This window comes from Paenibacillus sp. JT22N15 (genome assembly GCF_059383755.1).
Genome location: NZ_JBXENV010000016.1, coordinates 73,931 through 100,410 on the forward strand (window position 1 = coordinate 73,931; position 26,480 = coordinate 100,410).

Here is a 26,480-nt window from a genome sequence, read left to right on the forward strand (position 1 = left end):
GTTGGTTATGAAAAAATGGATGGCGTGGTTCCCGCTTGCGCTCTTGCTTTGGATGATTCCTATAATCGCGTATGCTGCCGGGGATGAAAACCCGATGGACCGGTTGAAAAAATTCTTTAAATTTAACTGGGCGGTCATTGATAACCTAGGTTTTGCTTTTTATCTCATCATGGTCCCGATTACCATCTTTATATTTGTCCTGCTTGTTTGGACAGTTGTGGGCTTGATCTCCTTTTTTTACAAGGTTAATAAAGGTGAAAAGAATTTCAAAGACAAAGATTTCTGGATCCGTACAGGTGCTATTATCCTTTTCGTCTTTCTCATCGTATCAGGAGCATTGTTTGATTTCCTTGGTAACATTTATGAATGGACGGTTAAACTGGACATTGGCTCTGGCGGCGATGCCTAATGCTTTCGCTCAAAATTGATTACATCAAAGAAATGAAGAAAATTTACACCATAAACTTTTCTCAGTTAGAAACATTGGAATGGTTTCTCGTTATAACGGGATCGGTGGGCACTGTCATTTGTACCGCTGCTCTCGTTTATTGGGTTTGGAAGCTAATTGCATTTTTTTGGCGCGTGCGTTTAGGGCATGCGCCCCTTAATGATAAAAAGTTCTGGGGTAGGATGCTGGTTGCTTTGCTCATTATTTTCCTTTTCATGAGTTCAGGCCTATTTTTAATTGCAAAAGGATTGGTACAAGTCTTTATAGATTTGGGGTGGCAAGTATAGTGCTAGCGTGGATAGTCTCAGTCTTATCGGTTGTAAATGCAGCAGCTGCTACACAAAACGAAGAGTCTGCGTCTGGAGGTAGCGAGCAAGATGGAGGCGGATCCTGGTATATACCGGATTGGGTTAACGATCTGGCTAATCAGTTCAGAGAAATTACTCAGACGTTCAAAGATTTAATGAGCGGTAAACTCATTAAAGATGCGATTGATAGCATGGTGGTCAGTTACGCAGATGAAATGCTAACCCCTGTATACGGGGCATTTAATAAAATATTTTTATTTACGCCGAGGCTAGCTGAGATTAGTTTTGTGCAGGCAGGTTGGTCTTTTTTCTCCATACTCAGCCTATCTTCTCTCTTTCTCGCCATTTTAGTCATTGCAATAAAAGTAATCCAGGGCAAAAAAGAGATGAAAACGTTGTTGAAAGTGTTCGGCTGGTGTTTCCTTGCAAATTTTTCAAGTTTAACCGTCATGAATTTTATTGGGGTAGGTCTTAATTTTGTCACGCAATCCATACTTGCCGGTATTATCGGAACAACGGATATTCAATACGAAGCATTATCAGGCGAGGAAGTTCTAAAATCGCTAGTCGTCGGAATTGATACGGTGACGGATCCTTCCTATGCAGGGCTCACGCTTGGGCAACTCATGGCGGATTCAGAAGGCGGCATTCTTACGTTAGTTATGTATGCCATGACCATCGTCTATCCTCTATTTTTAATTGCTTCAGTCAAAATCCTTGTGTTCATCATTATGTATATCTTTGTAGGGGTATGGATTTCTTATGCTGCCTTTACCGGGAAGTTAGAGACGCTACTGGGATTCCTGAACATTTATATCCGGACTCAAATTGCGGGTGTGCTGATGGCTACCTATTGGGCTGTCTTTGTAAAATCTCAAAGTGATTATGGCAGTGATCTAGGGTTTTTAGCGTCAATTGGCATTCCGCCTGTTATTGCGACTCCCCTAACGTCGATTGCGCTCGTTGTGCTTCTTTTTTACGTTTGGATAAAACCTTGCTGGAAGGCAGCGCGTTTGCCGACGAGCCTAAACGGAGGTCAAGCTGTAGAAACGCTAGGTGCACTCGGCAATAAGTCTTCGATGGCTTTAAATGCGCTGGGCAAACGATTTGGAATGGAGAATCTGCAGCGTAAAGGACTAAGCTGGGCTCGATCAAGTGAACGACTCGCTGAAGTCGGCCGAAAAATGCAAGAACGAGAGACGCAGAAGAAAATATTGAAAGCGGTCATGACCAAAGGCGCTACGGAGGCTCTTTCTGGCGTTAAATACGCTGAGCCACAAGTTTGGGAGAGTAGAGTGGGATCCGTGGTTGCAAATAGAGCTGGTGCAGAGATTAATTATGACACTAGTCTAATCATGGATACCCCTTCGCATGAAGTGGCTCACCAATTAGAGCCAGAGGGTTTTACACCAGGTGCCGTTATTAAGGTCGAACCAGATCAGCTAGAAGAAACACGTTCCCTAGCTTCATCCTTACATGCCAAATATGGAGAAGCGGTGGATTGGAATTATCAACGAGGCGAAATGCTTGTCCGTAATAATGAAAATTTAAAGCCTATCCTGCATGAATTTGAAAAGGCGAATATCGCTCGCACCATTAGCCCGGGGTATGAAAAAGATGGTGTGTTTTTAGATGTTGAGAAGAAAGTAGTCAAACGTTTTAGCGGCAACGAGGAAACCGAAAATACCATGAATCAAGTGAAAGGGAAACTGCCGATTTATTCGAGGGTCAACAACTTAAGCCCTACCGAAGCGACAAGTGCATTCGAGCACTTACAACGATTGGGTAAGCAGCATCCTGCAACGGAACAAGTCAAGCTAGTCAATGGCGAGCTTTGGATTCCGGATTTGATGATTCCTGTCATGGTGCCTATCTTGCAAGAGATGCGTAAAGAAAGTGCGATGTTTGTACGATTCGATCTACCAAAAGGTTCTCAATATATTGAAAGTTTACACCACTATATTCAGAACCATGGGACGGATGCATTAAAGGATGGACTCGAAATAAATGTTTCAGAGAATAGCTTACTTGTACGTGAATCTCAGACCAGGGTTTTCGAAGAGATCCATAAGGCATATCGCAATGACAGGATCCCTTATTGGCGCACAAAAACAGGGAGAACGATGGTGATTAAAGATGGCTTACCCGTGGATAATGGCCAACAACCATTAACGGGAATGAATATGGGCAGCTTTGAACAACTTCAGGCAGATATGATTAGAGCGAAAGACGGGAAAAAAGGAGGAGGCGGATGAACGATAATATTGAACAGGAACAGGAGCGACTACGCGAAAAGGAAAACGAGCTGCTTAGCACTTACTTTATGGGAGATATTCGTGAGGATGTCATTTTCTTGGGTCTAAATTATAAAGATATGATTTGGATTGTCGGGAATTCGCTTCTCGGGAGCTTATTCCTTTTTATTTTCCCCTTCTCGTATTGGATTAAGATACCTGGCATGCTGTTTATTGTTGGTTTGAGTTTAATCAGTCGTATGCTGGCTTGGCCCTATAAGCGCCGTCGCCGACTGCATTACATGCGGCAAAAAAAACAGGGCGTGGATCTGCAGCCTATTCACAATATTGAAGAGGAGAGCTGGTATTACCGGAACGGTAAAACCATTCACGTAGCGTTAGGACTCTCTGCAGATCCCTGGGAAACGGCTGTTTATAATCAGAAGAGTAATCGAATCCAGGGTTTTGAAGCATTTCTGAGAGCCATGGCAGCCGAAGGTTTTAGTGCCCGACTTTCGGCGGAAATGGTGCCCGATTATCAAACGGAATTATGGAAACAAAAATCGGAACAGCCTACTGAGTCATTTGGTTTGAAGACGCTGAAGCAGAACAGGATTGACTTGTGGAAACGACAAGCTGATAAGGAGACTGCAAAACGAAGCGTCTATATCCTGACATTGACCATAAAAGAATTTCGCATCGACATCCGAGAACGGGATGATGAGCCAGAGGAATTAGATAAAAATGAACTGAAACGGTTCCGTATGCTGGCTGAGCTGCGAGAAAAATTAAAACGGGTGTTGGATCCCTTAGCTGAGGCTGGACATGCTTCCACCATTTTATCTGGCTATGCAGTGCCTGAAATCATGAGTCGCTGGTGGGATCCGCAAGCATGGAAGATGTGGGTATCTACTGAAGGGGATTGGTCGGATTCGGAAGAAGGTTCCACGGTCGATCAACTGGAACACATGGCCGAGGAAGAAAGGCAAATCCAAGAGAGCGTAACGGAGGAGTTCAGCGAAGTGGCTGCTTCGTCTGAGGAATTACCGGTTAAGAGCAAGCGTATGTTTATCCTGCGATTGCTAGGGGCTGCAGGGCGCACAATTTTGTTTCTGCTACAAAGAGTGGCAAACGGGTTTGTTTTTGCTTCTAAGGCTTGTACAAGGCAGTTAAGGCGCTTAAAACGCAATAAGAAGGCTAAAGAGCCGATTAATGATCCCTTACCTGAGCAAGATGGAACTGATCAAGAGTCCAAAGTGTCAACGAATCACATACCGCCTGTTCAAGGCATTACCTATCTGACTTCACCGGCTGCCACAGGGAAGTCTTTTTTGGCTGCCAATATGGCGGTTGCCATGAACCAGGTAAAGGCCCAGGAGCAGAAATCAATGGTTGTAGTTGATTTATCTCCGGACCGGGGTGTTTTAAGTTACCTCAATCCACTGCAGGTTAAAAGTCCAGTGGAAGGTTGGGAGCTTTGGATTACACGAAATGCGCCAGGACTCGAGCTTTGGCTGCCTATACCCAAGCGTATTCTACATTTGGAGGAGCTGGCGCAAAGGTTGGCGGAGCTAAAAAAGAGGGGGACGGTCATCGTTGATTTGCCCTTTCATTATCCTGGACGTGAGGCGTTATTCCGTTTGGGTACGGCCATAGCCATTGTAGATGACGACTATCACCACTGGCTGCAATGGGTTCAGGCGGCTGAGGAGTGGTCTGGAGAAGTGTGGCTGAATCAAATGAAAGAAACGATGCAAGCTCCGCTGAGTGCAGTTGTGAAGGAACAATGGGATAAATCAGTGACCTATTCTATTCCCTTCTTTTCAGATGCTAGTCGTTGGTTGTTCAATGGCCGGCCTTATGCCCTGCATCCGGAGGCGGCGCAGCTGTTAAGGCAAGAAAGGGAGGATGCTAGCGATGCTGAGCGCGACGAAAAAGCTAATTAAACGATGGGAAAAGGCTCCTACCGAGACGGTGGTCAACGTTCTCGACGCTTCCGATAAGCAAAGCGGGCATTACGTTCGTGTTCTAATGATTCAAAATTATACGCCCGTTATTGTGGCTGGTTATTTGGACAAGCTCGATGTGCTTGTGACAGCAGAAGGCGCTACCTTGCGTAAAACAATCCGGTACGCGAGCAGTGGTGTTACCTGGAATCAATCCATGAAAAATAAACTGAAGCGGCTGAATAAATCTATCGATTCGACGCCGCCTGATGATCCCGTGCGAAAGGCGGAAGTGCAGGCAAGGGATACCATTATCGCGCTGCGAGATGCCAAGAGTGATGACAATCGTAAATTGATTGATGTTCATACGTTCTTGACCATTATGGCACCCAAAAAGCATCAGTTGCATGCCGTGCAGGCTAAGCTGGAACGCTGGTTTGATGATAAAGACGGCACCCTAAACGCGCTAGAGTATGAGCAAATGGAGGCATTGAAGCAAACGGGGCCTGCACATGATATGCATACACCTGCAGGTGAATTTTTCGAAAAGCATCATTATGGCCAAGTGACAACAGATACGGTTGCGGCTCGCACTTATCCCATGACAAGAGGTTCTTCTTCTGATGGTCAAGGTGTTTATTTCGGGCAGCGGACGGAGGACGGATCATTCACTTTTAAAAACATTTGCGATCCGGACGATCCGAGAGCTCAGAATATTACGGTTTTTGGCAAGTCCGGAGAAGGGAAATCCTATTTCCTTAAAGCACTTGTTGTTTCCCTGTTAGAAGAGGGCATCTATGTATTTGTTTTTGATCTAGATGGGGAGTGGCGAGACCTATGCGCCTATGTTGGCGGTACTTATATTGATCATACTTCCGATCAAGGGCGATATTTTGAGCCGTTAACCATTATGGCAGCTCTACCGGAGCTGGACTTGGATTGCGTAGAGTTCAACCGTAACCGATACAAGAAAGCCATGGATAACGGCGTTCGAACTTTTTCGTTGTTGGCAGATGGTCTTACAAAAGAACAACTGTTTGAGTGCGGCGAAGCTATTGAACGAGTGATGAAGCAAGCAGGTATCGATGAAAAGAACCCGTCTACCTGGAATGCGCCTTTTAAAGGTGAACGCCCCACTATACACCTTGCATTTAGAGAGATCGAAAAGGCAGCTGCGGAAGGGAACACAGACGCAGATAGTCTTTATAAAGCGGTTCGTATTTACTTCATTGGGATATACAAAGGCATCTTCAGCATGGAAGAGAAAATAGAATTTGAATCTAAGAAAACGAGACTCACTGTCTATAAAGTAGGCGGAGGGCAAACAAGTAAGGATGATAAAAACGAACTCGCGAAGCAAGCGCAATTAAAGATGTCGATGTCATTTGAAGTGGTTAACTCCAACATTCAGTGGCTTAAATTTGAAGGCGTCCGCTTTTCTGCTGTTGTGGTGGATGAGGGTCAACGACAAACGAAAAACCCAGAAATGCGGCGAGAGATTTTTGACTGGTATACAGCTATTAGGAAATGGAACGGCATGATGATCCTTGGCTCCAATACGCCAGCCATTATGCTGGATACGGCTGAAGGCGAAGGTATGTGGGAAAATACAAGCGTCCGTGTTTATTTCTATATGGAGCGCTCCGCCATCCGTAAGTTGGCTAATCATTCAAGCGTTCCATTGGAGATTCAGGAACGAATATCTGAAAATGAAGGAACGAATCGATATGTTTTGGAGTATCACAAAAAATTCGATGAGTTACTCATGACTGTGCCGGCTGAAGAAAGTAGATTGTACAAAACGCGTGGCCTGAAGCAGGTAGGGTAGCGCTTATGCAAGATAAAGTACTGAAAACCGTAAAGACGGTGCAGCAGGCGAGGAAAGTTTATCAAATCATTGCAGCTCTCGGTTCTTCCAGCGTCCTAGCCATTATCGCGATTATCTTAGCTCTTTTGTTTGTACTGCTCATTATTGGTTTGACCTTTTTGCCTTTTTTATTATTCGCTCAAGAGGGAAGCCTGAGTAATCAGACAGGTATGGAAGCGGGATGGGCGCCGGTACGTCTAGAGGAAGATGGCAGTGAATATATGTGGCCTGTCCCTACCATTACAAGGATTAGTTCTTATTTTGGAATACGAAACATAGGTGCAGGAGCGGAAGCGCATGGTGGCATTGATATCGCGGACGGTGCTCCTAAAACGGAGCTACAGCCGATCTATGCTATGGCGGCCGGTGTGGTTACGGTTGCTGGTAACGTGAGTGGTTATGGGCGAGCGATCTATATTGATCACGGCAGCGGTCTCGTCAGCATATACGGGCATTTGGACGCTCGGATGGATGTAAAGCCGGGCGATCAGGTTGGTAAGGGGCAGCGGATCGGTCTAATCGGTGCTGGCAAGGTGGGGCGATCAACGGGGCCTCATCTACATTTTGAAATTAAGCTAAATGGCAAGCGGGTTAATCCCTTGGATTACGTTCAGCCTAGTTCGCAGCTGCCAGGCGATCTGTCTTATCGATCACTTAAAATTGCAGAAGTAAAAGCCTATTTGGAAGGGAAGAAATCAGCGCTAGCTGATGTTGCCATTTTGCAAGCGATCGATGCAGCTGGACGGCAGCAAAATGTGGATCCCCATCTACTTATAGCGATTACAGGACAGGAGCAATCGTTTGTGCCGGCTAATCGCAAAAACGCAGCGCTTATCGTTAAAAATCCGTGGAATGTCTTTGGCTGCTGGTGCAGCGGCCGTGGCGCGACACTGACGACTGAGCGCTCAGCACTGATTGCGGCCAAGACCATCGTTAAGCTCTCTGAGGATCGGCCGGCCGGGCGCAATGCGATTGAATGGCTGAGCGCTAAAGACAACCCCCGTGGTTATTATGCAGAGCATGCTGGCTGGTGGATTGGTGTGTCCAAGTTTTATAAGACCATTTCAAAATTATAAAGGAATGATGCTATGTATACGTTGGTATTACTCGTTGGATTGGTACTTTGGTTCTTGCATCGGCATGGAACCAACATCGTGATTCCCAAATGGTTATGGCATATCATCGGTCTTTTTCTCATTTTTATGATTGTAAAAAATATCAGCGATGTGTTTGCTTTTGCAAACGATGAAGCAGGAGAGTGGTGGCCGTTGGTTCGCCAAAATGCGCAACAGATGAGCGCTCAACTCCGAGAACTTATTAGGGATATGATGCAGGGAGGATGAGCGGATGGATGGCAAGGAGCAGCCTCAAAAAGAGAGTTTTGGACAGTTTATTACAAAGGTGAGTGGTGTGTCACTTGTAGCTGGCGTGGGTCTACAGTTTCTGGAGGTGCCTGCTAATCTTCAGCAATTAGCAGCAAAAGTGATTCCTTTTTCGATACTCCTATTCACCTGCTTTGTAGCCATTCCAGCAGCGATTAATTGGGGCTGGAATAATCGCTCAAAATTTTTTGTGTTTCTTCGTCAATTAATTAAACCAAAAGCAGAGCCTGCGAAAATGATAGCTGTTGAGACCTATCAAGATAGCCATCAAGCGAATCAAAGCTCTCCTTCACAAGATACAATACCGGCATCTGTGAGCGTAATAAATATGTCAAAAGAAGCGCTCAGCGGGGTGTATGCAATGCTACCTGCTAATCCAAATCCTACAGTGCAATCTTCCTTGACGATGGAGACGGCAGGCCCCATCCTTTCGGACGCACTGCAATTGGCAGGCTTCACGATTGAGGGGGATGTTGAGTTACTGGAGATTATGTCTGGTCCAACCCTGCAGTCCGTTACCTTTCAGTTGCCGGCCAAGGTGCAGTTAAGTAAATTGTCATCTAAGAGGGATGACATAGCCAATCACTTAGGCCACAGTAAAGGATTTGATATTCGCTCCACGACAAGGTTTAAAAGTGCTGCAACGTTTGTCATCCCACAGCAGCAGCGGGCTCTTGTGTATTTACGAGATTTAGCAAGTGAATTACAGGAATTTGCGAAAAAAGTAGCGCTCCCTGTCGTATTTGGTAGAGATGTGTATGGGAAACCTGTCTTGCACGATTTGGCGAAAATGCCTCATCTACTCATTGCTGGCGCAACCGGATCCGGGAAGTCTGTTTGTATTAATGTTTTATTGAGCTCGCTGCTTTTGACTCGAACACCCGATGAATTACGGCTCCTGCTCATTGATCCAAAAAAAGTGGAGCTCTCCGTTTTTAACGGCTATCCCCATTTATTATCTCCGCCGATTACGGATATGCGTAGAGCGATGCAGGCTCTTTCAAAGGTTATTGTGGAGATGGAACGGCGATACGAAGTGTTTGAAAAAATGCGGGTCCGGAATATTGAAGCCTACAATTTAATAGCATCGGGCGAAGAAAAGCTCCCTTATATTGTCGTTGTCATAGATGAGTACGCTGATTTAATGGTGGTTAGTGGAGCGGAAGTGGAGGAAGGGGTCATGCGGATTACGCAAATGGCAAGAGCTGCTGGTATCCATTTAATTTTGGGTACACAGCGTCCAAGTGTGGACGTTGTGACAGGAGTCATAAAGGCAAATTTGCCTTCCCGAATTGCCTTTAAGTTGAATTCGTCTGCTGATTATCGAACGCTATTGGATGGAGGAGCTCCTCATTTACTTGGTTATGGTGACGGAGTGAGTATGATAAACGGGGGCGTCCTTGAACGCTTCCAGTCAGCTTCTATTAGCATTAAAGATGATGAGTCAACAGGTTTTCTCGAAGCGCTCAAGCGTGATTGGATTAGCAAGTCTGAAGCGGATCGGCAAGCAGCCTGGTCTATAGAAGAGGGTAATGAATCGGAAGAATTGTCAGAAGAAAGGGACTGGCAGGAGCAGCAATCTGATGTGGAGCCAGAAACGGATCAGGCGATAAATGGACCGGCGGAAGAGGGTCTCACCGAATTAAGTGAATACGACCGTGTTTTGGAAGTTGTGAAGGCCAAAGGCGGTTTAGCTATCAAAGATGTCCAAAAATTGCTTCGTTGCGGTTTTTCTGAGGCAGCTGCTTATGCTACGCGCATGACGCAAGAAGGAATCATAGGGCCATTTGATTCCACGACCAATATGCGGCCACTGATTCGTGATCAGCAGCTCGATGCCGATGAGGTTTCAACTGCGGACAGCGATCTGCTAAGAATGAAAATGTATATATGTTCCGTTCGAGCTGCTAAATCTGCCGATTTGCAAGAAGTTCTGCAAGTCCGGAAACAAAAAATTATTGAGTACATGCAGGTGCTGGTAATGGAAGGGTTTTTGCTTGCTCCCACCAGTCCGAGGACGGGATACATGCTAGCCTGGAGTGAAGAGCGGATGGATGCTTTCCTTCAAGAGAACTCGGAAGTGGCATAACGGAATGCTAAAAAGCTTCCCTAATTTTTTTAGTTCCCATCTTTAGTTCCCGTTATTAGTTCCCGGTTTAGTTCCCAATAAAAAAAATCCGAAACTCCTTGATACATAAGGGGTTATTTGTGATTTGTATATGACGAAAAAAGCGGGAACCAAAAACGGGAACTGAAAAAATGAGGCATTTATTTGCAAATAGGGAGGAGAAACGAACATATGATGAGTGTGCTAATAGGGCTGATAATGACGGTAGCAGGGATTGTGGGATTTGTTTTTTTCATTTGGAGCTTAACCAAACAGTATTTTAAATGGGCAGTCATAACGGGCGGCGTTGTCCTTTTGCACTCGGCGGTACTATCCTTTTTATTTTTAACCCATTTTGTTATTGGGGTGATTATTTAATGGCCGTAACGATTATGCCTGAATTGAAGAAAATTATTGATCGGGTACAGGCAGCTGATCACGCTGGATTTAAGCAAGCGATTGAATCAGCTGTCTAGAAAGTTTGTTGCGGCCGGCGATGAAATAACGGCGGAAGCCATACAAGTGGAAGCGGAGAAATATACGCAGCGTCATCACTATCAGCAGATGCAGACGTTACCGACGAACAGTGGGATTGCAATGGGGGCATTGTACACGCCTGCTGAATCAAAAGAAAAAGCAAAGATGCTGGTCTTGAGTGACGAAAACGATCAAATGCTTGGCGAGCTTCTTGAAATTTATGAGAGTCGGGAACTCTTCTTCCAAGAAGGGATCCCGTTACCAACAAAATTACTCCTGTTTGGCCCACCTGGAACGGGGAAGACGATCAGTGCTTATTACTTAGCCTATAAGCTTCAGCTGCCGCTTGTTATGGTTCGCTTGGATACGATAATTGCCAGCCATTTGGGGGAGACAGCGACGAACATTCGTAAAATCTTTGAGTATGCGAAGAAGATGCCTTGTGTCGTATTTATGGATGAATTTGACGCCATTGCACGTAAACGAGGTGGACAGCAGGATGTGCAGGAAATGTCTCGTGTAGTCAATACGCTGTTACAGTGCATGGATGAGTTTAATAGCGATGGCGTGATCATGGCAGCCACGAATCTTAATGGGGACATCGATCCAGCGGTTAGCCGTCGCTTCGATACCAAAATGACCTTCTTGGTACCAGGGGAAGCGGATGTTGAAATGTACATCCGGAAGATTTGGAAAGCGCCATCCTTGCCTGCAGAGGTGGTCAATCAAGCCAGGGAGCTGTTTAAAGGCTGTACCTTCGCGGAAATAGAACAAGTTTTTCTCAAAGCCAAACGTAAAGCCATCTTGCGAAAAGAGGTCCTGCATATTGGGCTTATTGTTGAAGGGATGCAAGAGTACTTCCCAGAGGGTCGCGCTTCAGAAAAATGATCATACTTTTTGCATACTAAATGCGTACTTTTCGATGTTCATATCCCTTTATGATTGGATTATCACAAATTTGCAATGAAGCTATCCGTTATGCGGGTAGCTTTCTTTGTGGGGAGGGATGGTATGAAGCGGAATAAACGCTCACCACCGTTACGTGTTGTTCTGCTGGTTTACAGAAAGGGGGAAGCCGATGATTGAACTGACCATGAAAGAAGTATCGGATCGGCTGGATATGGCGGAGAGCAGCCTGCGGCGCTGGCTGCAGCTCATGGAGCAGAATGGTTATGTCTTTCAACGAAAGGACAATCAGCGACGTCAACTAACGGAGCAGGATGTTGCCGTTTTGGCTGACATCAAATTGATCAGCCAAGTGAAAAGCCTTGAAGAGACGTGTCTGCTGCTCATTCGGCCTTCAAATTTAGGGTCGCATGTTGATCCATCGGCAAAAAAAGAGTTTGAAGTTATGCTCGAACAACTACTTGATGTGATCTACTGGCAAGGTGCTGAAATGGCAGTAGAGCAGCTGCGCAGGCAATGGCTCAAAATGATGAACACGGAGGAACTGGGATGAAGTGGAGAATGGAATTCAAAAAGTTAAATCGTATTTTTTTATATGTGCTGTGCATGCTTGGCTCGCTGAGCTTGATGTACATGTTAGACATCAAGTGGTCAAAAGATGTGGATACGAGCTGGGTAGTCATTGCCACCAGACAAATTATTCCACATGAGAAAATCGAAATTGATGATTTAGTTTTGGTCGAAATCAAGAATAACATGAAGATTAACGGCGCAACCAATCAACGGGAGCTCTTCGTAGGTAAAGAGGCGCTGCAGTTAATTGAAGCGGGAGATCAGTTAACGCTCAATCGGGTCGATAAAACGGCGTTGCTGCGATCTCCCGGTGCACAAATTGTTGAGATTCCAGATGATTGGTTACTCTCTGTGCCGGGCAGTTTGCGACGTCTAGATCGGGTGACTCTAACTGCTATTTACAGTGATCGGTTGAGCATAGATAGCGAAACAGGGCTGGCAGAGAAAAAGAAGGAAAACATCGAAGTGTTATCCAGTATTGTTGTAGCGTATTACAAAGACTCGGGAGCATCAGAAGTAGAAGCTACGGAACAAAATAAAAATCCGAATATCCGGGTGGATGCCACCGTTCGGGGGCGCAAGCTTGAGCTTGAACTTGCACCTGATCAGTTGGCTGCCTTATCGCAATTAGCATCAGAAGGATATGAGTTTATTGTGGGGTACACATCATGAAAAAAGTGGCATGTATTGGGCTGGATGTTGCGCTAACTGATCGCTTAAAGCAGCTGCCTGTTGAGGATGTAACTGCCCTGACAAAGGAGCAAGTAGTGTCCGGAACGAGCGCTGTTTCAGCTACCATTTTCGATTTGGTAGTGATTAGTGATCGGTTCGTCAAGCCGTTTGAGTTGGAGTCGCTAATCGATCGATTTCCTGATTCTAAAATCGCTTATCTGATTAGCTATTCGGCCAATATAGCATCTGCCGAAGAAGCATCTTTAATCTGCAGGAAGCTGGGCATTTTGGACGTGCCTCCCAAACATACCGTGGAGCAAATCGCTCAAAAACTGCATAGCAGCTTCTTGGGCGGCTATATAGCGCCTGATGTCTATCAAGGGAAGGTGATCGCTTTCCTGGGCACGCTGGGGCAGGTTGGCGTTACAACAACCGTTCTAGGCTTAGCTGAGCAGCTTGCTGGTACAACGACGGCAAAAATTGGCGTCCTTTCTTTTAATGCTTTCACGCCTGGTGATCAGTATGTGGCGTATAAGGGAAGCCTTCTTAACCAACTGCATACCCAGATCCATGTGCTAACTCCGGAAGAGCTCGAGAGTCATATGCATGCTTTTCCAAAGTTTCATTATCTAGCCGGCAATGCTGATCTGACCAAACGTTATCGCTATTCGGCAGATGCCATTGAGCATTTGATTGCGGCGGCAAGGTCGCGTTTTGATATTGTCATGATTGATGCAGGGTGTAACCCGGATAACAACTTATGTTTACAAGCGCTCATGCAGGCAGATATGCGGGTAGTCGTGACGACGCAACAACCGGCTGCTTTGCACATGTGGCAGCAGTTCAGTCCTGTGCTTCAGCTTGTTAACGGTGGAGAGAAAATGTCGTTCATGATGATTTTGAATCATTACCATGCAACACGCGGTGACGCTCGCTTAATCGAAAAGAAAATGGAGGTTGCGTCTCTTGGTGTGTTGCCTGACTTGGGCGAACAAGGTCATCTCTGCGAAGCAGAGCAACGGCTGCTGACAACGACGGACAATAAGCTTTACCTGGAAGGCGTTCGTGCCATTTCGGAGCTTTTGCAAGCACGTTACAAATTGCCGCAACTTGCGGAAGGAGGGCGAAAAGGATGGTGGCAAGCACTGCTCGGCAAGTAGAGTGGCGAGAGAAAGACTTTCATATCAGCGAGTTAATCCATGCTCGTGAGGCGGAAGCTTCTGCTGCAAAACTACATGAGGCGGATCCGATGCATTTTAAACGTTTATGTAAGCAAGTCATCAAACATCTACAAGAGAAAATGAAAACACGTAAAGAAGCTGATATTCAAAAATGGCAGAAATTACAGCATGATGCGGTTGTTGGGAAAAAAGAAGCGGTACGTATTTTTAAAGAGGAAATCGAGGAGTTTGTGCGATTATCTCAACTGCAAGGCACATCGTACCCTCGTTACTATAAATCATTGACCGAAGCGCTCTTTCAAGAAACTTTGGGTTTGGGGCCTATATCGTTGTGGTGGGCACATCCTCTCTTTCACAAGTCAGAGGCTGCTAAAATTATCGGAACTAAGATTTACTTTGACATTCCTGGGGAAAGCGATCCCCTCCAGTCCTTCGAATACGAATCAGAGGAATATGTCATTGAAAACGTCATAAACAAAATCAAAATGAAAGATGAGCATGCCCATATTAATCAATTTAAACCCACGCTCGAGTTGGAAATGGATGATGGGACACGCGTGACCATGATTATACCGCCGCGGGCACGGAAACCAATGGTCATTTTCAGGAACTATACGATGAGAAACCCGAGAATCGAACATTATGTGGGGCTTGGGAGCATGCCGGCGAACATTTATGCATTCGTACTGGCTCTCTCAAGAGCTCGTTTAAATGTCGTTAACACAGGAGCTCCTAAATCCGGTAAGTCTACCTTTACGATAGCCATGTCTGCGGAAAGGATGAAAAAGGGCAAGGTGACGGTTGTCATCGAACATGATTTTTCTGAATTGAAATTAAGTGATCTTCACCCGGATCATCAAATTTTAGAATTCATTGTCCGAACGGAAGCGGATTATGATGACGTGTTTCGGCAGGTCCTACGTTCCGACTATGATTTTGCTATTATTCCTGAGCTGCGAAGCATTGAAGCGGAATTGTATATGCTAGCCTGCGAGCGGAGCAAGGGCGGGTCCATTACAACGTATCATACGGAGCAAATCGAGAACATTCCAGGGCAAATTACACGGCTCATTCTACAGCGATTCCCGAGCCGGCTTTATGCAGAGGAATTAATCCGAGTGGCACGCAATCTGGACATCGGTTTCGTTTGGCGAGAACGATCGGATGGTTCTAAGCAGCTCTATCAGATTTCAGAGTTCCGTGTGGATCCGTTCACAAATGAAATAAGCACGCATGATTTCATGCGCTACGATGACCTTACAGATCAATACACCTTCAGCGCGGGAGTATCGGATTCCATTCGAAAAAAATTGTTTGAACAGGACCCTCTGCTCGCTACAACTGCTTTGAGGGAACTAGAAGAACTTGCGCAAGCCTATCCCCTTCAGGGACAATCATTGGCTCAGCACAAGGAGGAATTAACCCATGTTCCAGTCGTTTGATCTGGCTGCCTTGGGCGTCATAAAAGTTTTGCTAATCTTTATTTACGCCTACTCTACTTACCGGCTAACGGGTGCTGTATTTGAACGTTTGCTGCTGAAGTGGCGGACACCAGCCTATCTTATGGTCAAACCGCTGGAAGCAGAGAAGGGCTCGCGTTATTTTACACATCTTGAGCTGCTGTTACGATCGACGACACCTCGGTTCAATCGTCATACGGTGAACCAGTTTCTAGCCAAGAGTATGACCCTTTTTGCTATCGTCTACTCTATTTTATTAATGGGCTATGCGGGAGATCGATTTTCATTACAGCTCCATTTTTTATGGAATTTTGACGCCTTTCGTTATGCGACCATCATAGCTTTTCTTCCCTATTGCTGGTTAAGGGTACGGTTGTACGTTCTGCGATATGAGAATGGCTATGCGCTGATGTCGTTTGTGGAGAAGCTGTTGTTGAAATATCGTGCTGCTCATCACGAAGCGGATCTGTATCAAACGTTATATGAATTGGGAGATGAGCTGGAGGGGCCGATGAAACGAACGGTAAGCTCAATGGTTTCTGTTTTGCAGCTTGAAGGCAAGATGGCTATAAAGGAAGCGGTAGAGCTTTTCACCTATCAAGTCCCAGGCAGTTGGGGAAGGCAGCTCGGGGTAATGTTCATCAAAGCGGCTAAAGAAAACCTGAACATTGAGAAGGCGCTGCAAAAAATCCATAGTGATATGACAACCTTCGGCCAGATCGTTGAATCTGAAAAGTCCGATGCTTCTGAAACGGTCATTATGGGTTTGTTTCCCTTGTTTTGTGTACCACTTGCTCTTTATGGATTGAGCCTGGTTATTGACGTTTCCTTGCTGAAAATCCTGCTCGATGAACCACGCGCACTGTTGGCTCTTATCCTATGTGTGATCGCGATCTTTGTAGGCCTTTTAACGTCAATCGTATTATCCAAACCTAAAATAGAGGTGTAGGAACATGTATGTGCTAAGCTTCAAGGCTGTGCTTTACCTTGTGATGATGATAGCCACGTTCTTTATTGTAAGGGAGATTTATTATGTGAGGAGGCGAAGCCCACCGCCTAAGCTCTGGGACAGTATGAGAAAAGCAGCAGGAGGCTATCGTCCGCGAATTGAGGCTTTATACGCGGACGACCATTTAAAAGATGCTTTCTCTTTTGCTGGATTACCCGAAAAAATGACAGCTTGGTCGTATCGCTTTTGGCGCGACATCGCTTTTATGGTTGCGATTGTAGGCGTGCATGCGGGGATACTCATTAACAAGACCTATCCGACCAAACTTATGTTGATCATTGCGGTTTTATATCTGGCCTCGCTAACCAGGAGTCGCTACTTTCCTGTGCGGTTGTTATTGTCCATGGCGGGAAAAGAGAAAAACCAGCAAAAAAATAACGAAGTCACTCAAATTTATATGTTGTTGGTCAATGATTATCAAGTGGAAACGGAAGGTTATTATAAGAGCGTCTATGACAAGCTGCAGGAATACCGGGAGTATACGACGGTACTTGGAAACGATATTGATCAAATGTTGTCTGATTACCGCATTGAAGGTAATGCTGCCTTTAAAGCCATCGGAGAAATCGTGGGCACAAAGGAAGCGAAAACGTTAAGCGATATTCTGGTGAAAATCAGTGAGTCTAATCCGGAGCAGGCCGTGGATTTGCTCGAAAAAAATTACGAAACCTTTCTGGATTTTAGGCGCCAACGGCGTCGGAAAAAGCTGAAGCTTAATCATTATATAGGAGTTGTCTTAGCTTCAAGCGCTACGCTGACCGTCGTTAATTTTGCAATTGTTGTTACCAGTGTCTATCAAGGTACCTATGTCTTCACCCAATAAAATCGGTTTAAAACCGAAAGGAGATTTTATTTAATGGAAAAAATTCTAGTTACGGTATTGGCTATTGTGTTTACATTCGGAATGTTTATTGCGAATATTTCGAATGAAGATGATGGGGTTGCTGCAATGGGAACGGAACAGAAGAAGGCGGCTTGGGAAATCAGCAAGTCCATTACGATGCCTGGCCAATAAGTAGTAAAGGAGGGGTGCCAGTCGGTCATCAGATCGGCTGGCTCTTTTTATGAAATCGATTATAGGTTTGCTATTAACAGTGGTCTATTTCCTGTACTTCATTTTTCAGCCTTCTGTCGAGCAAACCGTCCAGCACCGAGATCAAATGCTGCAGCGCAAGGCGTTTGAAACGGCTCATTTGGTTGCGTTGGAAGGTCGTATGACGGCTGAGATTCGTGAGAAAACACTAGCTAGTCTAGAAAAAATGAATTTTGATCGATCAAAGGTAGAGCTTTTAGGCCCGTCTTCAACGGTGGAGCGGGGAGCTCTAATTGAAATTTCCTTGCGGTATCCGCAAGGACGAACACAGATTTTCGATCTTTTTGAAGCAAATGAACCGCGAGATTATTATTATCCGGTTAGCATCATGAGCGAACATATTGAGAGCGCAACATGAAGTGGATACTTATTTTAATCCTGATGACGCCAGTTATATTATCTTTCAACATACAAAGATCCGATGAGGCTTTAAAAATTAAGCTGAGTACTCAATTGAAGGAAACGATGGACGTGGCTACACATGATGCAGCTATTCAAGTCAATCAGGAAGAATTGGAACAAGGTCGTGTTTCGTTCACGGCAGCGGCAGAACGTGTTTTTCGTGAATCCATTGAACGTTCTAATCGATTGAATCCGGAATGGCAGCCTATGGGGAATAGCACGTGGAAGGATCCCATCGAGCTCGTTCTCTTTGACCGAGTAGAAAGTGGCTCATTCCCACAGCTTTATAACTCGGGTCCACCTTATTACTACATGGATGTCTTGCAAGGTCCATCCGTTGTCGCGGTGGTCAAGGTTAAGCATCCGCGCTATTACGGCCTGTCGGACGACTTTGAATATATCGTGGGTAGCAGCCATGAGTATGTTGAATGAAAATAAATACAGAGGGTGATGTGCAATGATAAGGATCATTTGTGATTCTGATGACGTGCTTGCCGAAGCGACGCTGCCGGCAATAGATCTATACAACCGTGAATATGGGGAACGACTTGAGTTTTCTCAAATTACGGATTTTGAAATGGTTGATTGTGTGAAGCCGGGAACAAGTATCGCTAAATACTATGACTTGCCCCATTTTTATCGTAGCCTTCCAAGAATTGAAGATGCTCAATCGTACGTAAAGCGGCTAATCGATGAGGGGTATGATTTCATCGTTGCTACCTCTTCGCCCAAGCTGGGGATCGTGGATAAAATTGAATGGTTACGAGAGCATTTTCCTTTTGTGCCCTACGAAAATGTGCTTCCGATTAAAAGGAAGGAACTGTTGCACGGCGATATTATAGTTGATGATAAGCTCGAAAATATACTTTCTTCTATCTGCCCCGTTAAAATTCTGGTTGATAAGCCCTGGAATCAAGAAATGAAACGAAGCGGTCAATATTATAGGGTGCACACATGGTCTGAAATATACCGTGTTATCACGGGGTACAGTCAGCAGAGGGCCTATGAGCAATAATCAGGTTGTCAGGGCTTACCTGAATATTAATAAAAACTCCCGTTGGTACGGGGAACTCGTATATGCAGCAACGCTGAAGGATGTTCTATTGCCCGGCACCGCTGAAGGGGATTATAGCGAGTTAAAAACAGGACATCAGCTAAATGAGCTCAATAGAATTAAAGATAAGTTGTTTAAATTTAATGATTTACAAGGCTATAGAGAGAGCGTGGATGCTTTTGTTCAAGATGTGTTGAAAGGAGAAGGAAAGTAAATGGAATTAGGAACAAGGAACATGTATGTTAACGGGAAGCTTCAACCAGCGTTAGCTTATAAAGTTGATTCACATGCAGAGCTTCAAATTATGGTAGAAAACCATTCCCTACTGATACCTGGTTTTCTACACTATGCGGTTGGAAACGTATCTGCTTCGCTGCTTTCTAGACTTACAGAAGAAGAGTTTAATTTTTACTTGAAAGAATTTATTTCAACATATAATCATTATTTGCTTGATGTCAGAGGGCTCGTTAATTCTGGTACTCAGGCTAATAAAGATGAAGCACACTCGGTAAAATGTTATCCGAACCCTGTGATCCACTTCTGGGAATCAGATACATCCAACACATCCAGCAAAGTTTCATATTACTTTAGAGACATGGTCTACCGTCTCGTAGGCGAATGTGCCGTTAGAATGTCGTTTGAATTTGATTTAAACGGCTTTGATCCTTCATGGTACTTTTTAGGTAAAAAAGTATTCTTTGTTGTTGATGGGGATGATGAATCGGTGTTCAAAGGATTCGTGTCTTTTAGTGCTTTAGACGAAAAGACCTGTGAGTTATGGATGGCATATGTGTACCCAGAGTTTAGGGGTCAAGGTGTTTTTAAAACACTGATGAATTCTGTCAAAGAATATGCCTTTAAACATGGATATCAGTTTCTAACAACTGCAACGGATTCCACGCCAAAAAACCCAATGAATGCTATTTTAAAATCAAATGGATTTCAACTGAGTTCGGTTACCTATAGGAATGGTGTTAAAGGGATCCAGTCATCCAGTCAATGATTTAAATAATCCTTGGGGTAGTAGATGAGCTTTATAAATCCAGTCTAAACGTATATACTATAGTCAACAAAAATGATTACTTTTTGATGTAAAACTCACCTTGGTTAATTAGGTATGGCACTTTATCGAATCGGTAAGGCTTAAATCTAGGAGGTGGGTAATGTGAAGGAAAGGGATGAAGATATGGCGATTGATAAGCAAGCGAACAACGTGAAGAAAGTCAGTGACGAGGCTATTCTTAAGGCAGCTCTTCAAGGGATGGAGAAATACGATAAAACGCTTGAAAAGCTGGCTAAAAACTAATGGTCATCGGATTAACGGCCTCACAAATTAGTAAGATCCATGATCTGCAGCTTCAAAAGTACGGTGGTCTTACCGGAACAAAAGAACCAGGATACCTTGAGCTACTAGCCGAAAAGCCGTTTACGGAATATTTCGGAGAAGAGCAGTATCCTGGTTTGTTTTTTAAGGCAGCAGTGTATTTTTACGGCATTGCTATAGCTCATGCTTTTAACGATGGAAACAAGCGGACAGCTGTAGTGGTGACCTATACCTTCTTGAGTATTAATGGTTACGAGCTGGATGCGGACTGGGCGGAGCTCTTTGATGTGGCTATTGCTGTAGCCCAAGGGAAGATGGATGTTCATAAGTTAACGGATTGGCTTGCACACAATTCGTTACGAAACTAATAGAAGAAAAAGCGCAATGTTCCTTTCTGGTTATTGTGCTTTTTTATTTGTCGGCGGGGTCGTAACGTAACCATATGGATGAGAGTTTAGTAAATTAGGTCGTAGTTCTTCAGCCAAGAATATCCTAATAAGCTTTATAAAGTTAGCCGAAACGTATATACTAAAGTCAACTTAATTGATTACTTTTTCATGTAAAAAAATGCAGTCATTATATGACGGGCAGGTGTTCTTATGCCAAAACATGATGAAGGTTGAGCGGATGAAATAGTGAATGAAGCAGAGATGGCACTTCTGGACGTATGAGTTAAGGACGGCAAAAGCCAGAAGAGGCATTGGTCAAGCAATCTGAATTACATGTAAAAAAATGTAGCTCATCATCAATGTAAGGCATCAATATACTGCTCAAGTAACGAAGGTTAGGATGATTATATGGAGAAGTTGCGAGACTCTGATATTCGTAAATACTTATATGCAGAGCTACTTAAAAAAGAGGATTTTATTACAGATCCTACAACGGTTGTCGTTAACGAGTTGGACGTATGCTCGGGTGCCGCAAGAATTGATGTCGCTGTAATTAATGGAAAACTACACGGTTATGAAATAAAAAGTGAGAGAGATAATCTAGACAGATTGCAGTCTCAAATTGAATATTACAATCGTGTGTTTGATACTATGACTATAGTTCTTTCAGAGGTTCATTTGTCAAAAGCGCGAGCTGTGGTACCAAAATGGTGGGGAATAGATTGTATAAAGAGCGGTAAAATGGGCGCTTCACTTCGAACAGTTAGGAAGGCAAAGAAGAATAAGAGCAATCAGTCCTTTGATCTCTCCCAGCTATTATGGAAAGACGAACTGATTGAGTTATTAAATTCACACGGCATAAAAAAAGGCCTCAAGAGCAAGTCGCGGCTTGCTCTTGGGCTTTTAGTCTCGCAACAAATTGAGAAAGAAACGATCGCCTCTTTTATTCGTTTAAAACTTAAGAATCGTGAAGCCTGGAGAGCTCTTCCGTTACAACAGCTATATGGTGATTTGCAGCTATCGTTACCCAGTTAGTATTATTTCCAGGGCCTCTTAAACCTAGGGCCCTATCTTTAATTTCTTTATCTCCAAAAGAGAAGGATTCACCATAGTAGTACTCGGAATTTAAGATTTCTGCAGCCATTGTTACGGAAGTGCGTATCATTTGTTTCGTATCGTTATTTCTTTTTCCCTTGAGAATCCAATATTGATTAGGGATAGTGTAACGGACTTTTGGTAACGGGCCATACTTCATTCGCGAGAAATCAATTTCGGTTTCTGTAAACCTGGTTACTCCGTAGTCAGAAAAAAGTAGTTTGTCTCGTAAGGAGCTGTAGGCAGAGTGATTTAAAATCGTTTCATAGATTTTCATTTCAAGACGATCTATAAACAGATCTTCTCCAGAAGCGAGGTCAGAGAGTTTATCGGGGAAGCAAGTTGAAGCAATTACAATATTGCCAAAAGCACTATTGTTCAATATGTGTGAATTTAAAACAGATTTAAGCTCTGTAAATAACAGATTTCCTTTCTTCTTGTCCTCAATGTAGTAAAGATCAAGCATGATATCTAACGTAATCCCTTTATCTTGCTGCCATTTTGCGAGAGTAGAGAAGATTTGATCATATCCATCTCCATAAATATCTTCAGGTACGGGTATACGTATTAAGCATCTTTCAGTCAGAGGGGCAATGTGGTCTGCAACCTGAGGAAATTGTTCGTAGTAGAGCACTGGGAATATGGAAGAAGAGGAGCCATGAACCATATCCATTAGGGAGTTTATTAATTGTCCATCTTCATCGACATAGTACATGTCTACATAAAGAGGCATATTGTTAAAGTTCTCTGTTAACTCCTGATGTAGTTGCTGGGGATCCACTGGCTCAACGATTTCCAGAACAGGACAAATAAGTGCCTGCTGCTCATGAAATAGATTGTCTAAAGCGGCTTTTTCTCCAGATTTCCATTTCAAGATAGGCAAATATTTTCTATTATCCATCATGACTCACTCCTTAATGTATCTCCATCGGTTGAAGATTGAGTTTAGGTCTTCAGGCGTATGTCTTTAGTATAAGAGGAATATAATGACGAAACAAGAACTATTATGCCGAATATTGCAAGAAAAGAATATATTGGGGTTTAGGGGGAGGAAAACCTAATGGATAGGCCTAGTCAATGGGGAGGGGCAAGAACAGGCGCTGGGAGAAGGGCTCAGTCTCAAAAACGTAAACGTTCTATTACGTTGTATTTAACTGATTCCCAGTGGGAAGCTTTAGAAATAGAAGCTAAAGAGCAAAATATTAAACTTGGAACGCTAATTAATACCGATCAAGAGACAAGAGCGAATAAACTTATGAAGAAATTCGGTCTAGCTCCAGAAACCAATACAAATATTGAAAATGGCGAGTAGACTTTAAGTAGTCTGTTCGCCAATTTTTTTTGTAAAGGGCAGCTCGCTATTTACATCTTGAATATTGATGGTTATAATTCAAGATAATAAATATCGGAGGTGCCAAAATGATCAATGACGAATTGATTAAAATTGTACAAATCGTCATATTTGCTTTTATTGTATTGGGTCTCGTTATTATGGTCTTACCTGAGCGTAAGAAGAAGCATGTGAAAACGATTCCTGTTATGGTAGTAAAAAGAATATTAGACTAAACTTCCTTATTTACAGAATTTGCTTTAGAATATGTATATTTGAATCTAAGGCATCAGAGAGGAAGCGATGGTAATCATTATTTTGGATCCTATTTTTACATCTATCATCTGGCCGGCTTGTATTATGATTGTAAGTGCGTTAATCGGCCTTTATGGAGCGAGGTATGGGGCAAAGACAAGTCTGAAATTTCAACAAAGTGTGCAGTTGAAAAACGAGCAAATCCAGCGCGATAAGATCCTTAAAAATATGCGAATGGAGTTAAAACGCAATCTGGAGTATTTTGAAACCAATAAAAAATACTATTTTAATTCTTTTCGTTCCGGAGATGTTTTTATGCAGAGCTCGTTATTCCCGTATGAGGAGTTTGAAGTGCTAATTGAAAAAGTTCTTGAAGTACATCGAGAATTTGATAAGTTACAAGTTGCATTAAATGTTAATCAACAAATTGCTGCAGCTGACACTGCGAATAAGTTGAAGAACCCTATTATATCTTCAATTAAATTTTCTCTATCACCTGAAAGTATGGAATCTTCTCTTAAAGTTATGGAAGTAGCCATGTTGGATACGGTTAATAAAATGATACCTACATTAAAGGACGCTCTGGAAGTGGTTGAAGGGGAAATTATTAAACTGCCGCCAGTGAAATAGGCTTACTTTTTGCATACTAAATGCTTACTAATGACAGTGTTTTGTACATTAACATTGTATTATCGGGAGATTTGCTTAATGGAAGAGCTGCTTGAACCGATATACCAATATAAGGGAGTGGTAGTTATGAAGAAGATTATCGCTGTATTTTTGGCAGTCAGTATGCTGGCCGGTTTTGGCATTACAGTTAAGCCTGGACAGAACATAGTTGTTGCAGCTGCTGCGGTACCGGCCTTTAAGGATATTTCGGGTCATTGGGCCAAGGAATCGATAGAGGCTGCGGTAAAGGCAGGTGTATTAAATGGGTATCCGGATCAGACCTTTAAACCGCAAAATCCGATTACTCGCGCCGAGCTGCTGAAGGTTATAGCGCTCACCAATAAAATAGCGCCAGCTGCAAGCCCAGCAGGCAAGCCATGGTACACAGCTTATCAAACGGCCCTGTTAGATAATAAAATTTATGTAGCCGGCGATTTTGCGGGCGATATTAATAAACCGGTAACCCGTGCCGAGATGGCCAAGCTGGCCATACGTGGAGCAAATGCTGAGTACCGTGGTGCCAAGCTATCGGCAGAGGAGCTGATGTTCCGCGCAGTTAATGCAGGATTGTTGTCGCGTACTGGTACTAAAGCGGATACGATCGATCCATATGGTACGACTACGCGTGCTCAGGCTGCTGTTATTGTTACACGGCTGCTTAAACTGGCTAGCGGCGGGCAACTAACAACAGATCAGGGTGCCTCTAGTGCAGCTGAGATTGCTTGGCATCGGCATAATATGATTACAATGTTCCAGCAAGATGATTTAGTCTCTTTTCCTCATGTTGAGAAAATCAAATCTAGCTATCAAGTTACGATCGACAAGTTAATAGTACTAGACCCGGCTGATAAGAATGGATATTTTGCTGAATATTTAGAGGGAGCGACCTATTATTTGGGTGGAGCAACATCCAGTGGGAGCAAAGGGTATATCTTTGCATATAAATTAATAGGTAAAAGTCTTGATTCGGGCGGGTTAGAAAATATTCAGGGAAGCTTCTATATGTATGTTGCCGGTGATTCTGGTGTAGCTTATCTGGACAAAAAATATAATTACACTGATAAGTCCTTAAAGGAACGTCAAGGTCTTTTTACAAACGCTACTTTGTTAAGTGCGGGTGAAACAGGCCATAATTATAGACTTGAATTTGTCGATAAGATTTATATCAAAAATCAAATCAAAGAGCTGGGCGGTGTTTCTATTCATTTAGAAAAGTTTGGTATGGGTTTTGGAGATAAAAAATCTCAAATTTATCTCACGGAGGTTAAAGACATATGGTACAAATAAACCGAATAATTGCAATGCTATTGGTGTTGCTGATAGGCGTAGGCGGATTTCCGCTTACGCCTTTTTCATACGCTGCTACTGAAGACATTATTAATAGTTACAAGCTTAATGTCTCTTCAAGTTTTAGTAATTCATCAACGATGAGTAATGTTTCAAGTGAGTCGATTACCGTGCCGACCGGATATAAAATTAAATCATATGAGGTATGGAAGGCGGTAGTTACTGATAAAACCATATCAATGGTTAATAAAGGGCAACTGAGCGGCAAGATACTAAGCAATAAGATTACGATTGATACTTTAAGTGGCAGTGAAATGGATTTAAGCAGTGTAGGTTATACCTCAAGAATGTACTGGACCACTTGGCATTCCACCAACCATCGAGAGTGGTTATTTGAATCGGGAGGAGGAAGGCAATACCGTGTTTCCCCTACCCCTGGAGGTCCCGACGGGTGCTGGAGCGGAGGAATTGCAATATGTCCGGGTTATCTGCCAAGTGTTGATAATCTTGGTCAGACACTAGGATCAAATGTTAGGACGGCTGAAGGGTGGGCTATTGCTGAGAGTTGGGGGTTTGCTGGTCCAACAACCTACAATTTTAATGCTTCAATATCTGTTCCTACTTCAGCAGTGATTCCATCATCAATAAAAATTACAAGTGCAGTACCTCGAAATGGTCCACATAAAGTCGTGAGTTTTGGAAAAGGAAATGATGGATATGGTCAACTAACTGTTTCAACGGCTCCAATCAGCTCTAATCCAATAGCGCAAGAGGTGGGAACTACCCTTCGATATGATATGGAGACAAGAACAAATTGGTCAGCTAGAACATTTTATTACCAAGGTGAGGTTAAAGTAACATTTGAAAAACTACCGCCGGTAGATGAACCATACTTGGACTGCACCTGTAAGGTAGATCCATCAAGTGTAACTTTCGCTAATGCAGATATTGCAGTAGTTTCAACAATTGATGCTTCCATTAAACAGCAAGGTAGCCTGCGAATCAAAGAATG

At 43.6% G+C, this 26,480-nt stretch carries 29 protein-coding genes; 28 read left to right on the top strand and 1 reads right to left on the bottom strand.

What is annotated here, in order from left to right:
• Window positions 1-7: 7 nt before the first annotated feature.
• The 25 genes from AC50X8_RS26535 (at window position 8) to AC50X8_RS26655 (ending at window position 21,867) form a co-directional block, all read left to right on the top strand.
• The gene (locus tag AC50X8_RS26535; RefSeq protein ID WP_430161367.1) at window positions 8-409 is read left to right on the top strand and encodes a hypothetical protein; all 402 of its coding nucleotides are present in this window, start codon (window positions 8-10) and stop codon (window positions 407-409) included.
• The gene (locus AC50X8_RS26540) at window positions 409-735 is read left to right on the top strand and encodes a hypothetical protein (RefSeq protein WP_494882526.1); all 327 of its coding nucleotides are present in this window, start codon (window positions 409-411) and stop codon (window positions 733-735) included. Before AC50X8_RS26535 ends, AC50X8_RS26540 begins: the two co-directional genes overlap by 1 nt.
• A complete protein-coding gene (locus AC50X8_RS26545) occupies window positions 735-3,011 on the top strand; it encodes a hypothetical protein (protein ID WP_494882528.1) in 2,277 nt (758 codons plus the stop codon). Before AC50X8_RS26540 ends, AC50X8_RS26545 begins: the two co-directional genes overlap by 1 nt.
• A complete protein-coding gene (locus AC50X8_RS26550) occupies window positions 3,008-4,936 on the top strand; it encodes a P-loop NTPase family protein (protein ID WP_494882530.1) in 1,929 nt (642 codons plus the stop codon). Before AC50X8_RS26545 ends, AC50X8_RS26550 begins: the two co-directional genes overlap by 4 nt.
• Entirely contained in the window at window positions 4,908-6,764 is a 1,857-nt protein-coding gene (locus AC50X8_RS26555; protein ID WP_494882532.1) for a TraG/VirB4 family ATPase, read from the top strand. Before AC50X8_RS26550 ends, AC50X8_RS26555 begins: the two co-directional genes overlap by 29 nt.
• Before the next feature lie 5 nt (window positions 6,765-6,769).
• Window positions 6,770-7,879, top strand: coding sequence for a M23 family metallopeptidase (locus AC50X8_RS26560; RefSeq protein WP_430161372.1), 1,110 nt, complete (start codon window positions 6,770-6,772; stop codon window positions 7,877-7,879).
• A 12-nt stretch (window positions 7,880-7,891) separates the two neighbouring features.
• Window positions 7,892-8,146, top strand: a complete 255-nt coding sequence (locus AC50X8_RS26565) for a hypothetical protein (protein ID WP_430161373.1) — start codon at window positions 7,892-7,894, stop codon at window positions 8,144-8,146.
• Window positions 8,147-8,150: 4 nt separating this feature from the next.
• A complete protein-coding gene (locus AC50X8_RS26570) occupies window positions 8,151-10,274 on the top strand; it encodes an FtsK/SpoIIIE domain-containing protein (RefSeq protein ID WP_494882535.1) in 2,124 nt (707 codons plus the stop codon).
• Window positions 10,275-10,576: 302 nt separating this feature from the next.
• Window positions 10,577-10,768 (top strand): hypothetical protein, encoded by a 192-nt coding sequence (locus AC50X8_RS26575; protein ID WP_494882537.1) that lies wholly within the window; start codon window positions 10,577-10,579, stop codon window positions 10,766-10,768.
• Window positions 10,752-11,657 (top strand): AAA family ATPase, encoded by a 906-nt coding sequence (locus AC50X8_RS26580; RefSeq protein WP_494882539.1) that lies wholly within the window; start codon window positions 10,752-10,754, stop codon window positions 11,655-11,657. The genes AC50X8_RS26575 and AC50X8_RS26580 overlap by 17 nt, the downstream gene beginning before the upstream one ends.
• A gap of 190 nt (window positions 11,658-11,847) precedes the next feature.
• Window positions 11,848-12,228, top strand: a complete 381-nt coding sequence (locus AC50X8_RS26585; protein WP_494882541.1) for a hypothetical protein — start codon at window positions 11,848-11,850, stop codon at window positions 12,226-12,228.
• The gene (locus AC50X8_RS26590; RefSeq protein WP_494882543.1) at window positions 12,225-12,920 is read left to right on the top strand and encodes an SAF domain-containing protein; all 696 of its coding nucleotides are present in this window, start codon (window positions 12,225-12,227) and stop codon (window positions 12,918-12,920) included. Before AC50X8_RS26585 ends, AC50X8_RS26590 begins: the two co-directional genes overlap by 4 nt.
• Entirely contained in the window at window positions 12,917-14,080 is a 1,164-nt protein-coding gene (locus AC50X8_RS26595) for a CpaE/TadZ family protein (RefSeq protein ID WP_494882545.1), read from the top strand. The genes AC50X8_RS26590 and AC50X8_RS26595 overlap by 4 nt, the downstream gene beginning before the upstream one ends.
• Complete coding sequence (locus AC50X8_RS26600) at window positions 14,053-15,543, top strand: ATPase, T2SS/T4P/T4SS family (protein WP_494882547.1); 1,491 nt, start codon at window positions 14,053-14,055, stop codon at window positions 15,541-15,543. Before AC50X8_RS26595 ends, AC50X8_RS26600 begins: the two co-directional genes overlap by 28 nt.
• Window positions 15,527-16,510, top strand: a complete 984-nt coding sequence (locus AC50X8_RS26605) for a hypothetical protein (protein ID WP_494882549.1) — start codon at window positions 15,527-15,529, stop codon at window positions 16,508-16,510. The genes AC50X8_RS26600 and AC50X8_RS26605 overlap by 17 nt, the downstream gene beginning before the upstream one ends.
• A 4-nt stretch (window positions 16,511-16,514) precedes the next feature.
• Entirely contained in the window at window positions 16,515-17,393 is an 879-nt protein-coding gene (locus AC50X8_RS26610; protein ID WP_494882551.1) for a hypothetical protein, read from the top strand.
• Between the two features lie 33 nt (window positions 17,394-17,426).
• The gene (locus AC50X8_RS26615) at window positions 17,427-17,585 is read left to right on the top strand and encodes a hypothetical protein (RefSeq protein WP_494882553.1); all 159 of its coding nucleotides are present in this window, start codon (window positions 17,427-17,429) and stop codon (window positions 17,583-17,585) included.
• Between the two features lie 49 nt (window positions 17,586-17,634).
• Window positions 17,635-18,021 (top strand): hypothetical protein, encoded by a 387-nt coding sequence (locus AC50X8_RS26620; protein ID WP_494882555.1) that lies wholly within the window; start codon window positions 17,635-17,637, stop codon window positions 18,019-18,021.
• Window positions 18,018-18,497 (top strand): hypothetical protein, encoded by a 480-nt coding sequence (locus AC50X8_RS26625; RefSeq protein ID WP_494882557.1) that lies wholly within the window; start codon window positions 18,018-18,020, stop codon window positions 18,495-18,497. Before AC50X8_RS26620 ends, AC50X8_RS26625 begins: the two co-directional genes overlap by 4 nt.
• A 25-nt stretch (window positions 18,498-18,522) precedes the next feature.
• On the top strand, window positions 18,523-19,080 hold the full coding sequence (locus tag AC50X8_RS26630; RefSeq protein WP_494882559.1) for a 5' nucleotidase, NT5C type: 558 nt from the start codon (window positions 18,523-18,525) through the stop codon (window positions 19,078-19,080).
• On the top strand, window positions 19,070-19,333 hold the full coding sequence (locus tag AC50X8_RS26635; protein WP_494882561.1) for a hypothetical protein: 264 nt from the start codon (window positions 19,070-19,072) through the stop codon (window positions 19,331-19,333). Before AC50X8_RS26630 ends, AC50X8_RS26635 begins: the two co-directional genes overlap by 11 nt.
• Window positions 19,334-20,122: a GNAT family N-acetyltransferase gene (locus tag AC50X8_RS26640; protein WP_494882563.1), complete on the top strand. Its 789-nt coding sequence runs from the start codon at window positions 19,334-19,336 to the stop codon at window positions 20,120-20,122. It begins immediately after the preceding gene.
• A gap of 162 nt (window positions 20,123-20,284) precedes the next feature.
• A complete protein-coding gene (locus AC50X8_RS26645; protein WP_494882565.1) occupies window positions 20,285-20,425 on the top strand; it encodes a hypothetical protein in 141 nt (46 codons plus the stop codon).
• The gene (locus AC50X8_RS26650) at window positions 20,425-20,811 is read left to right on the top strand and encodes a type II toxin-antitoxin system death-on-curing family toxin (protein WP_494882570.1); all 387 of its coding nucleotides are present in this window, start codon (window positions 20,425-20,427) and stop codon (window positions 20,809-20,811) included. The genes AC50X8_RS26645 and AC50X8_RS26650 overlap by 1 nt, the downstream gene beginning before the upstream one ends.
• Before the next feature lie 429 nt (window positions 20,812-21,240).
• The gene (locus AC50X8_RS26655; protein WP_494882575.1) at window positions 21,241-21,867 is read left to right on the top strand and encodes a sce7726 family protein; all 627 of its coding nucleotides are present in this window, start codon (window positions 21,241-21,243) and stop codon (window positions 21,865-21,867) included.
• Here the strand turns inward: AC50X8_RS26655 and AC50X8_RS26660 are convergent.
• Window positions 21,791-22,828: a beta family protein gene (locus tag AC50X8_RS26660; protein WP_494882577.1), complete on the bottom strand. Its 1,038-nt coding sequence runs from the start codon at window positions 22,826-22,828 to the stop codon at window positions 21,791-21,793. The genes AC50X8_RS26655 and AC50X8_RS26660 overlap by 77 nt on opposite strands.
• A gap of 159 nt (window positions 22,829-22,987) precedes the next feature.
• Here AC50X8_RS26660 and AC50X8_RS26665 point away from each other — a divergent pair, with 159 nt between their 5' ends.
• From AC50X8_RS26665 to AC50X8_RS26675, 3 genes are all read left to right on the top strand, one after another.
• Complete coding sequence (locus AC50X8_RS26665) at window positions 22,988-23,239, top strand: hypothetical protein (RefSeq protein WP_494882579.1); 252 nt, start codon at window positions 22,988-22,990, stop codon at window positions 23,237-23,239.
• 321 nt (window positions 23,240-23,560) lie between these two features.
• Complete coding sequence (locus AC50X8_RS26670; protein ID WP_494882581.1) at window positions 23,561-24,142, top strand: hypothetical protein; 582 nt, start codon at window positions 23,561-23,563, stop codon at window positions 24,140-24,142.
• Window positions 24,143-24,220: 78 nt separating this feature from the next.
• Window positions 24,221-25,468, top strand: coding sequence for an S-layer homology domain-containing protein (locus AC50X8_RS26675; RefSeq protein WP_494882583.1), 1,248 nt, complete (start codon window positions 24,221-24,223; stop codon window positions 25,466-25,468).
• The last annotated feature ends 1,012 nt before the right edge of the window (window positions 25,469-26,480 follow it).

Excerpts from the sequence above, each read along its gene's own strand:
- AC50X8_RS26595 (WP_494882545.1), top strand. The coding sequence starts at position 12,917 with ATGAAAAAAGTGGCATGTATTGGGCTGGATGTTGCGCTAACTGATCGC.
- AC50X8_RS26550 (WP_494882530.1), top strand. The coding sequence starts at position 3,008 with ATGAACGATAATATTGAACAGGAACAGGAGCGACTACGCGAAAAGGAA.
- AC50X8_RS26650 (WP_494882570.1), top strand. The coding sequence starts at position 20,425 with ATGGTCATCGGATTAACGGCCTCACAAATTAGTAAGATCCATGATCTG.
- AC50X8_RS26575 (WP_494882537.1), top strand. The coding sequence starts at position 10,577 with ATGGGCAGTCATAACGGGCGGCGTTGTCCTTTTGCACTCGGCGGTACT.
- AC50X8_RS26535 (WP_430161367.1), top strand. The coding sequence starts at position 8 with ATGAAAAAATGGATGGCGTGGTTCCCGCTTGCGCTCTTGCTTTGGATG.
- AC50X8_RS26610 (WP_494882551.1), top strand. The coding sequence starts at position 16,515 with ATGTATGTGCTAAGCTTCAAGGCTGTGCTTTACCTTGTGATGATGATA.
- AC50X8_RS26635 (WP_494882561.1), top strand. The coding sequence starts at position 19,070 with ATGAGCAATAATCAGGTTGTCAGGGCTTACCTGAATATTAATAAAAAC.
- AC50X8_RS26600 (WP_494882547.1), top strand. The coding sequence starts at position 14,053 with ATGGTGGCAAGCACTGCTCGGCAAGTAGAGTGGCGAGAGAAAGACTTT.
- AC50X8_RS26555 (WP_494882532.1), top strand. The coding sequence starts at position 4,908 with ATGCTGAGCGCGACGAAAAAGCTAATTAAACGATGGGAAAAGGCTCCT.
- AC50X8_RS26625 (WP_494882557.1), top strand. The coding sequence starts at position 18,018 with ATGAAGTGGATACTTATTTTAATCCTGATGACGCCAGTTATATTATCT.
- AC50X8_RS26675 (WP_494882583.1), top strand. The coding sequence starts at position 24,221 with ATGGAAGAGCTGCTTGAACCGATATACCAATATAAGGGAGTGGTAGTT.
- AC50X8_RS26565 (WP_430161373.1), top strand. The coding sequence starts at position 7,892 with ATGTATACGTTGGTATTACTCGTTGGATTGGTACTTTGGTTCTTGCAT.
- AC50X8_RS26605 (WP_494882549.1), top strand. The coding sequence starts at position 15,527 with ATGTTCCAGTCGTTTGATCTGGCTGCCTTGGGCGTCATAAAAGTTTTG.
- AC50X8_RS26560 (WP_430161372.1), top strand. The coding sequence starts at position 6,770 with ATGCAAGATAAAGTACTGAAAACCGTAAAGACGGTGCAGCAGGCGAGG.
- AC50X8_RS26615 (WP_494882553.1), top strand. The coding sequence starts at position 17,427 with ATGGAAAAAATTCTAGTTACGGTATTGGCTATTGTGTTTACATTCGGA.
- AC50X8_RS26640 (WP_494882563.1), top strand. The coding sequence starts at position 19,334 with ATGGAATTAGGAACAAGGAACATGTATGTTAACGGGAAGCTTCAACCA.
- AC50X8_RS26655 (WP_494882575.1), top strand. The coding sequence starts at position 21,241 with ATGGAGAAGTTGCGAGACTCTGATATTCGTAAATACTTATATGCAGAG.
- AC50X8_RS26620 (WP_494882555.1), top strand. The coding sequence starts at position 17,635 with ATGAAATCGATTATAGGTTTGCTATTAACAGTGGTCTATTTCCTGTAC.
- AC50X8_RS26665 (WP_494882579.1), top strand. The coding sequence starts at position 22,988 with ATGGATAGGCCTAGTCAATGGGGAGGGGCAAGAACAGGCGCTGGGAGA.
- AC50X8_RS26540 (WP_494882526.1), top strand. The coding sequence starts at position 409 with ATGCTTTCGCTCAAAATTGATTACATCAAAGAAATGAAGAAAATTTAC.
- AC50X8_RS26570 (WP_494882535.1), top strand. The coding sequence starts at position 8,151 with ATGGATGGCAAGGAGCAGCCTCAAAAAGAGAGTTTTGGACAGTTTATT.
- AC50X8_RS26585 (WP_494882541.1), top strand. The coding sequence starts at position 11,848 with ATGATTGAACTGACCATGAAAGAAGTATCGGATCGGCTGGATATGGCG.
- AC50X8_RS26670 (WP_494882581.1), top strand. The coding sequence starts at position 23,561 with ATGGTAATCATTATTTTGGATCCTATTTTTACATCTATCATCTGGCCG.
- AC50X8_RS26660 (WP_494882577.1), bottom strand. The coding sequence starts at position 22,828 with ATGGATAATAGAAAATATTTGCCTATCTTGAAATGGAAATCTGGAGAA.
- AC50X8_RS26630 (WP_494882559.1), top strand. The coding sequence starts at position 18,523 with ATGATAAGGATCATTTGTGATTCTGATGACGTGCTTGCCGAAGCGACG.
- AC50X8_RS26590 (WP_494882543.1), top strand. The coding sequence starts at position 12,225 with ATGAAGTGGAGAATGGAATTCAAAAAGTTAAATCGTATTTTTTTATAT.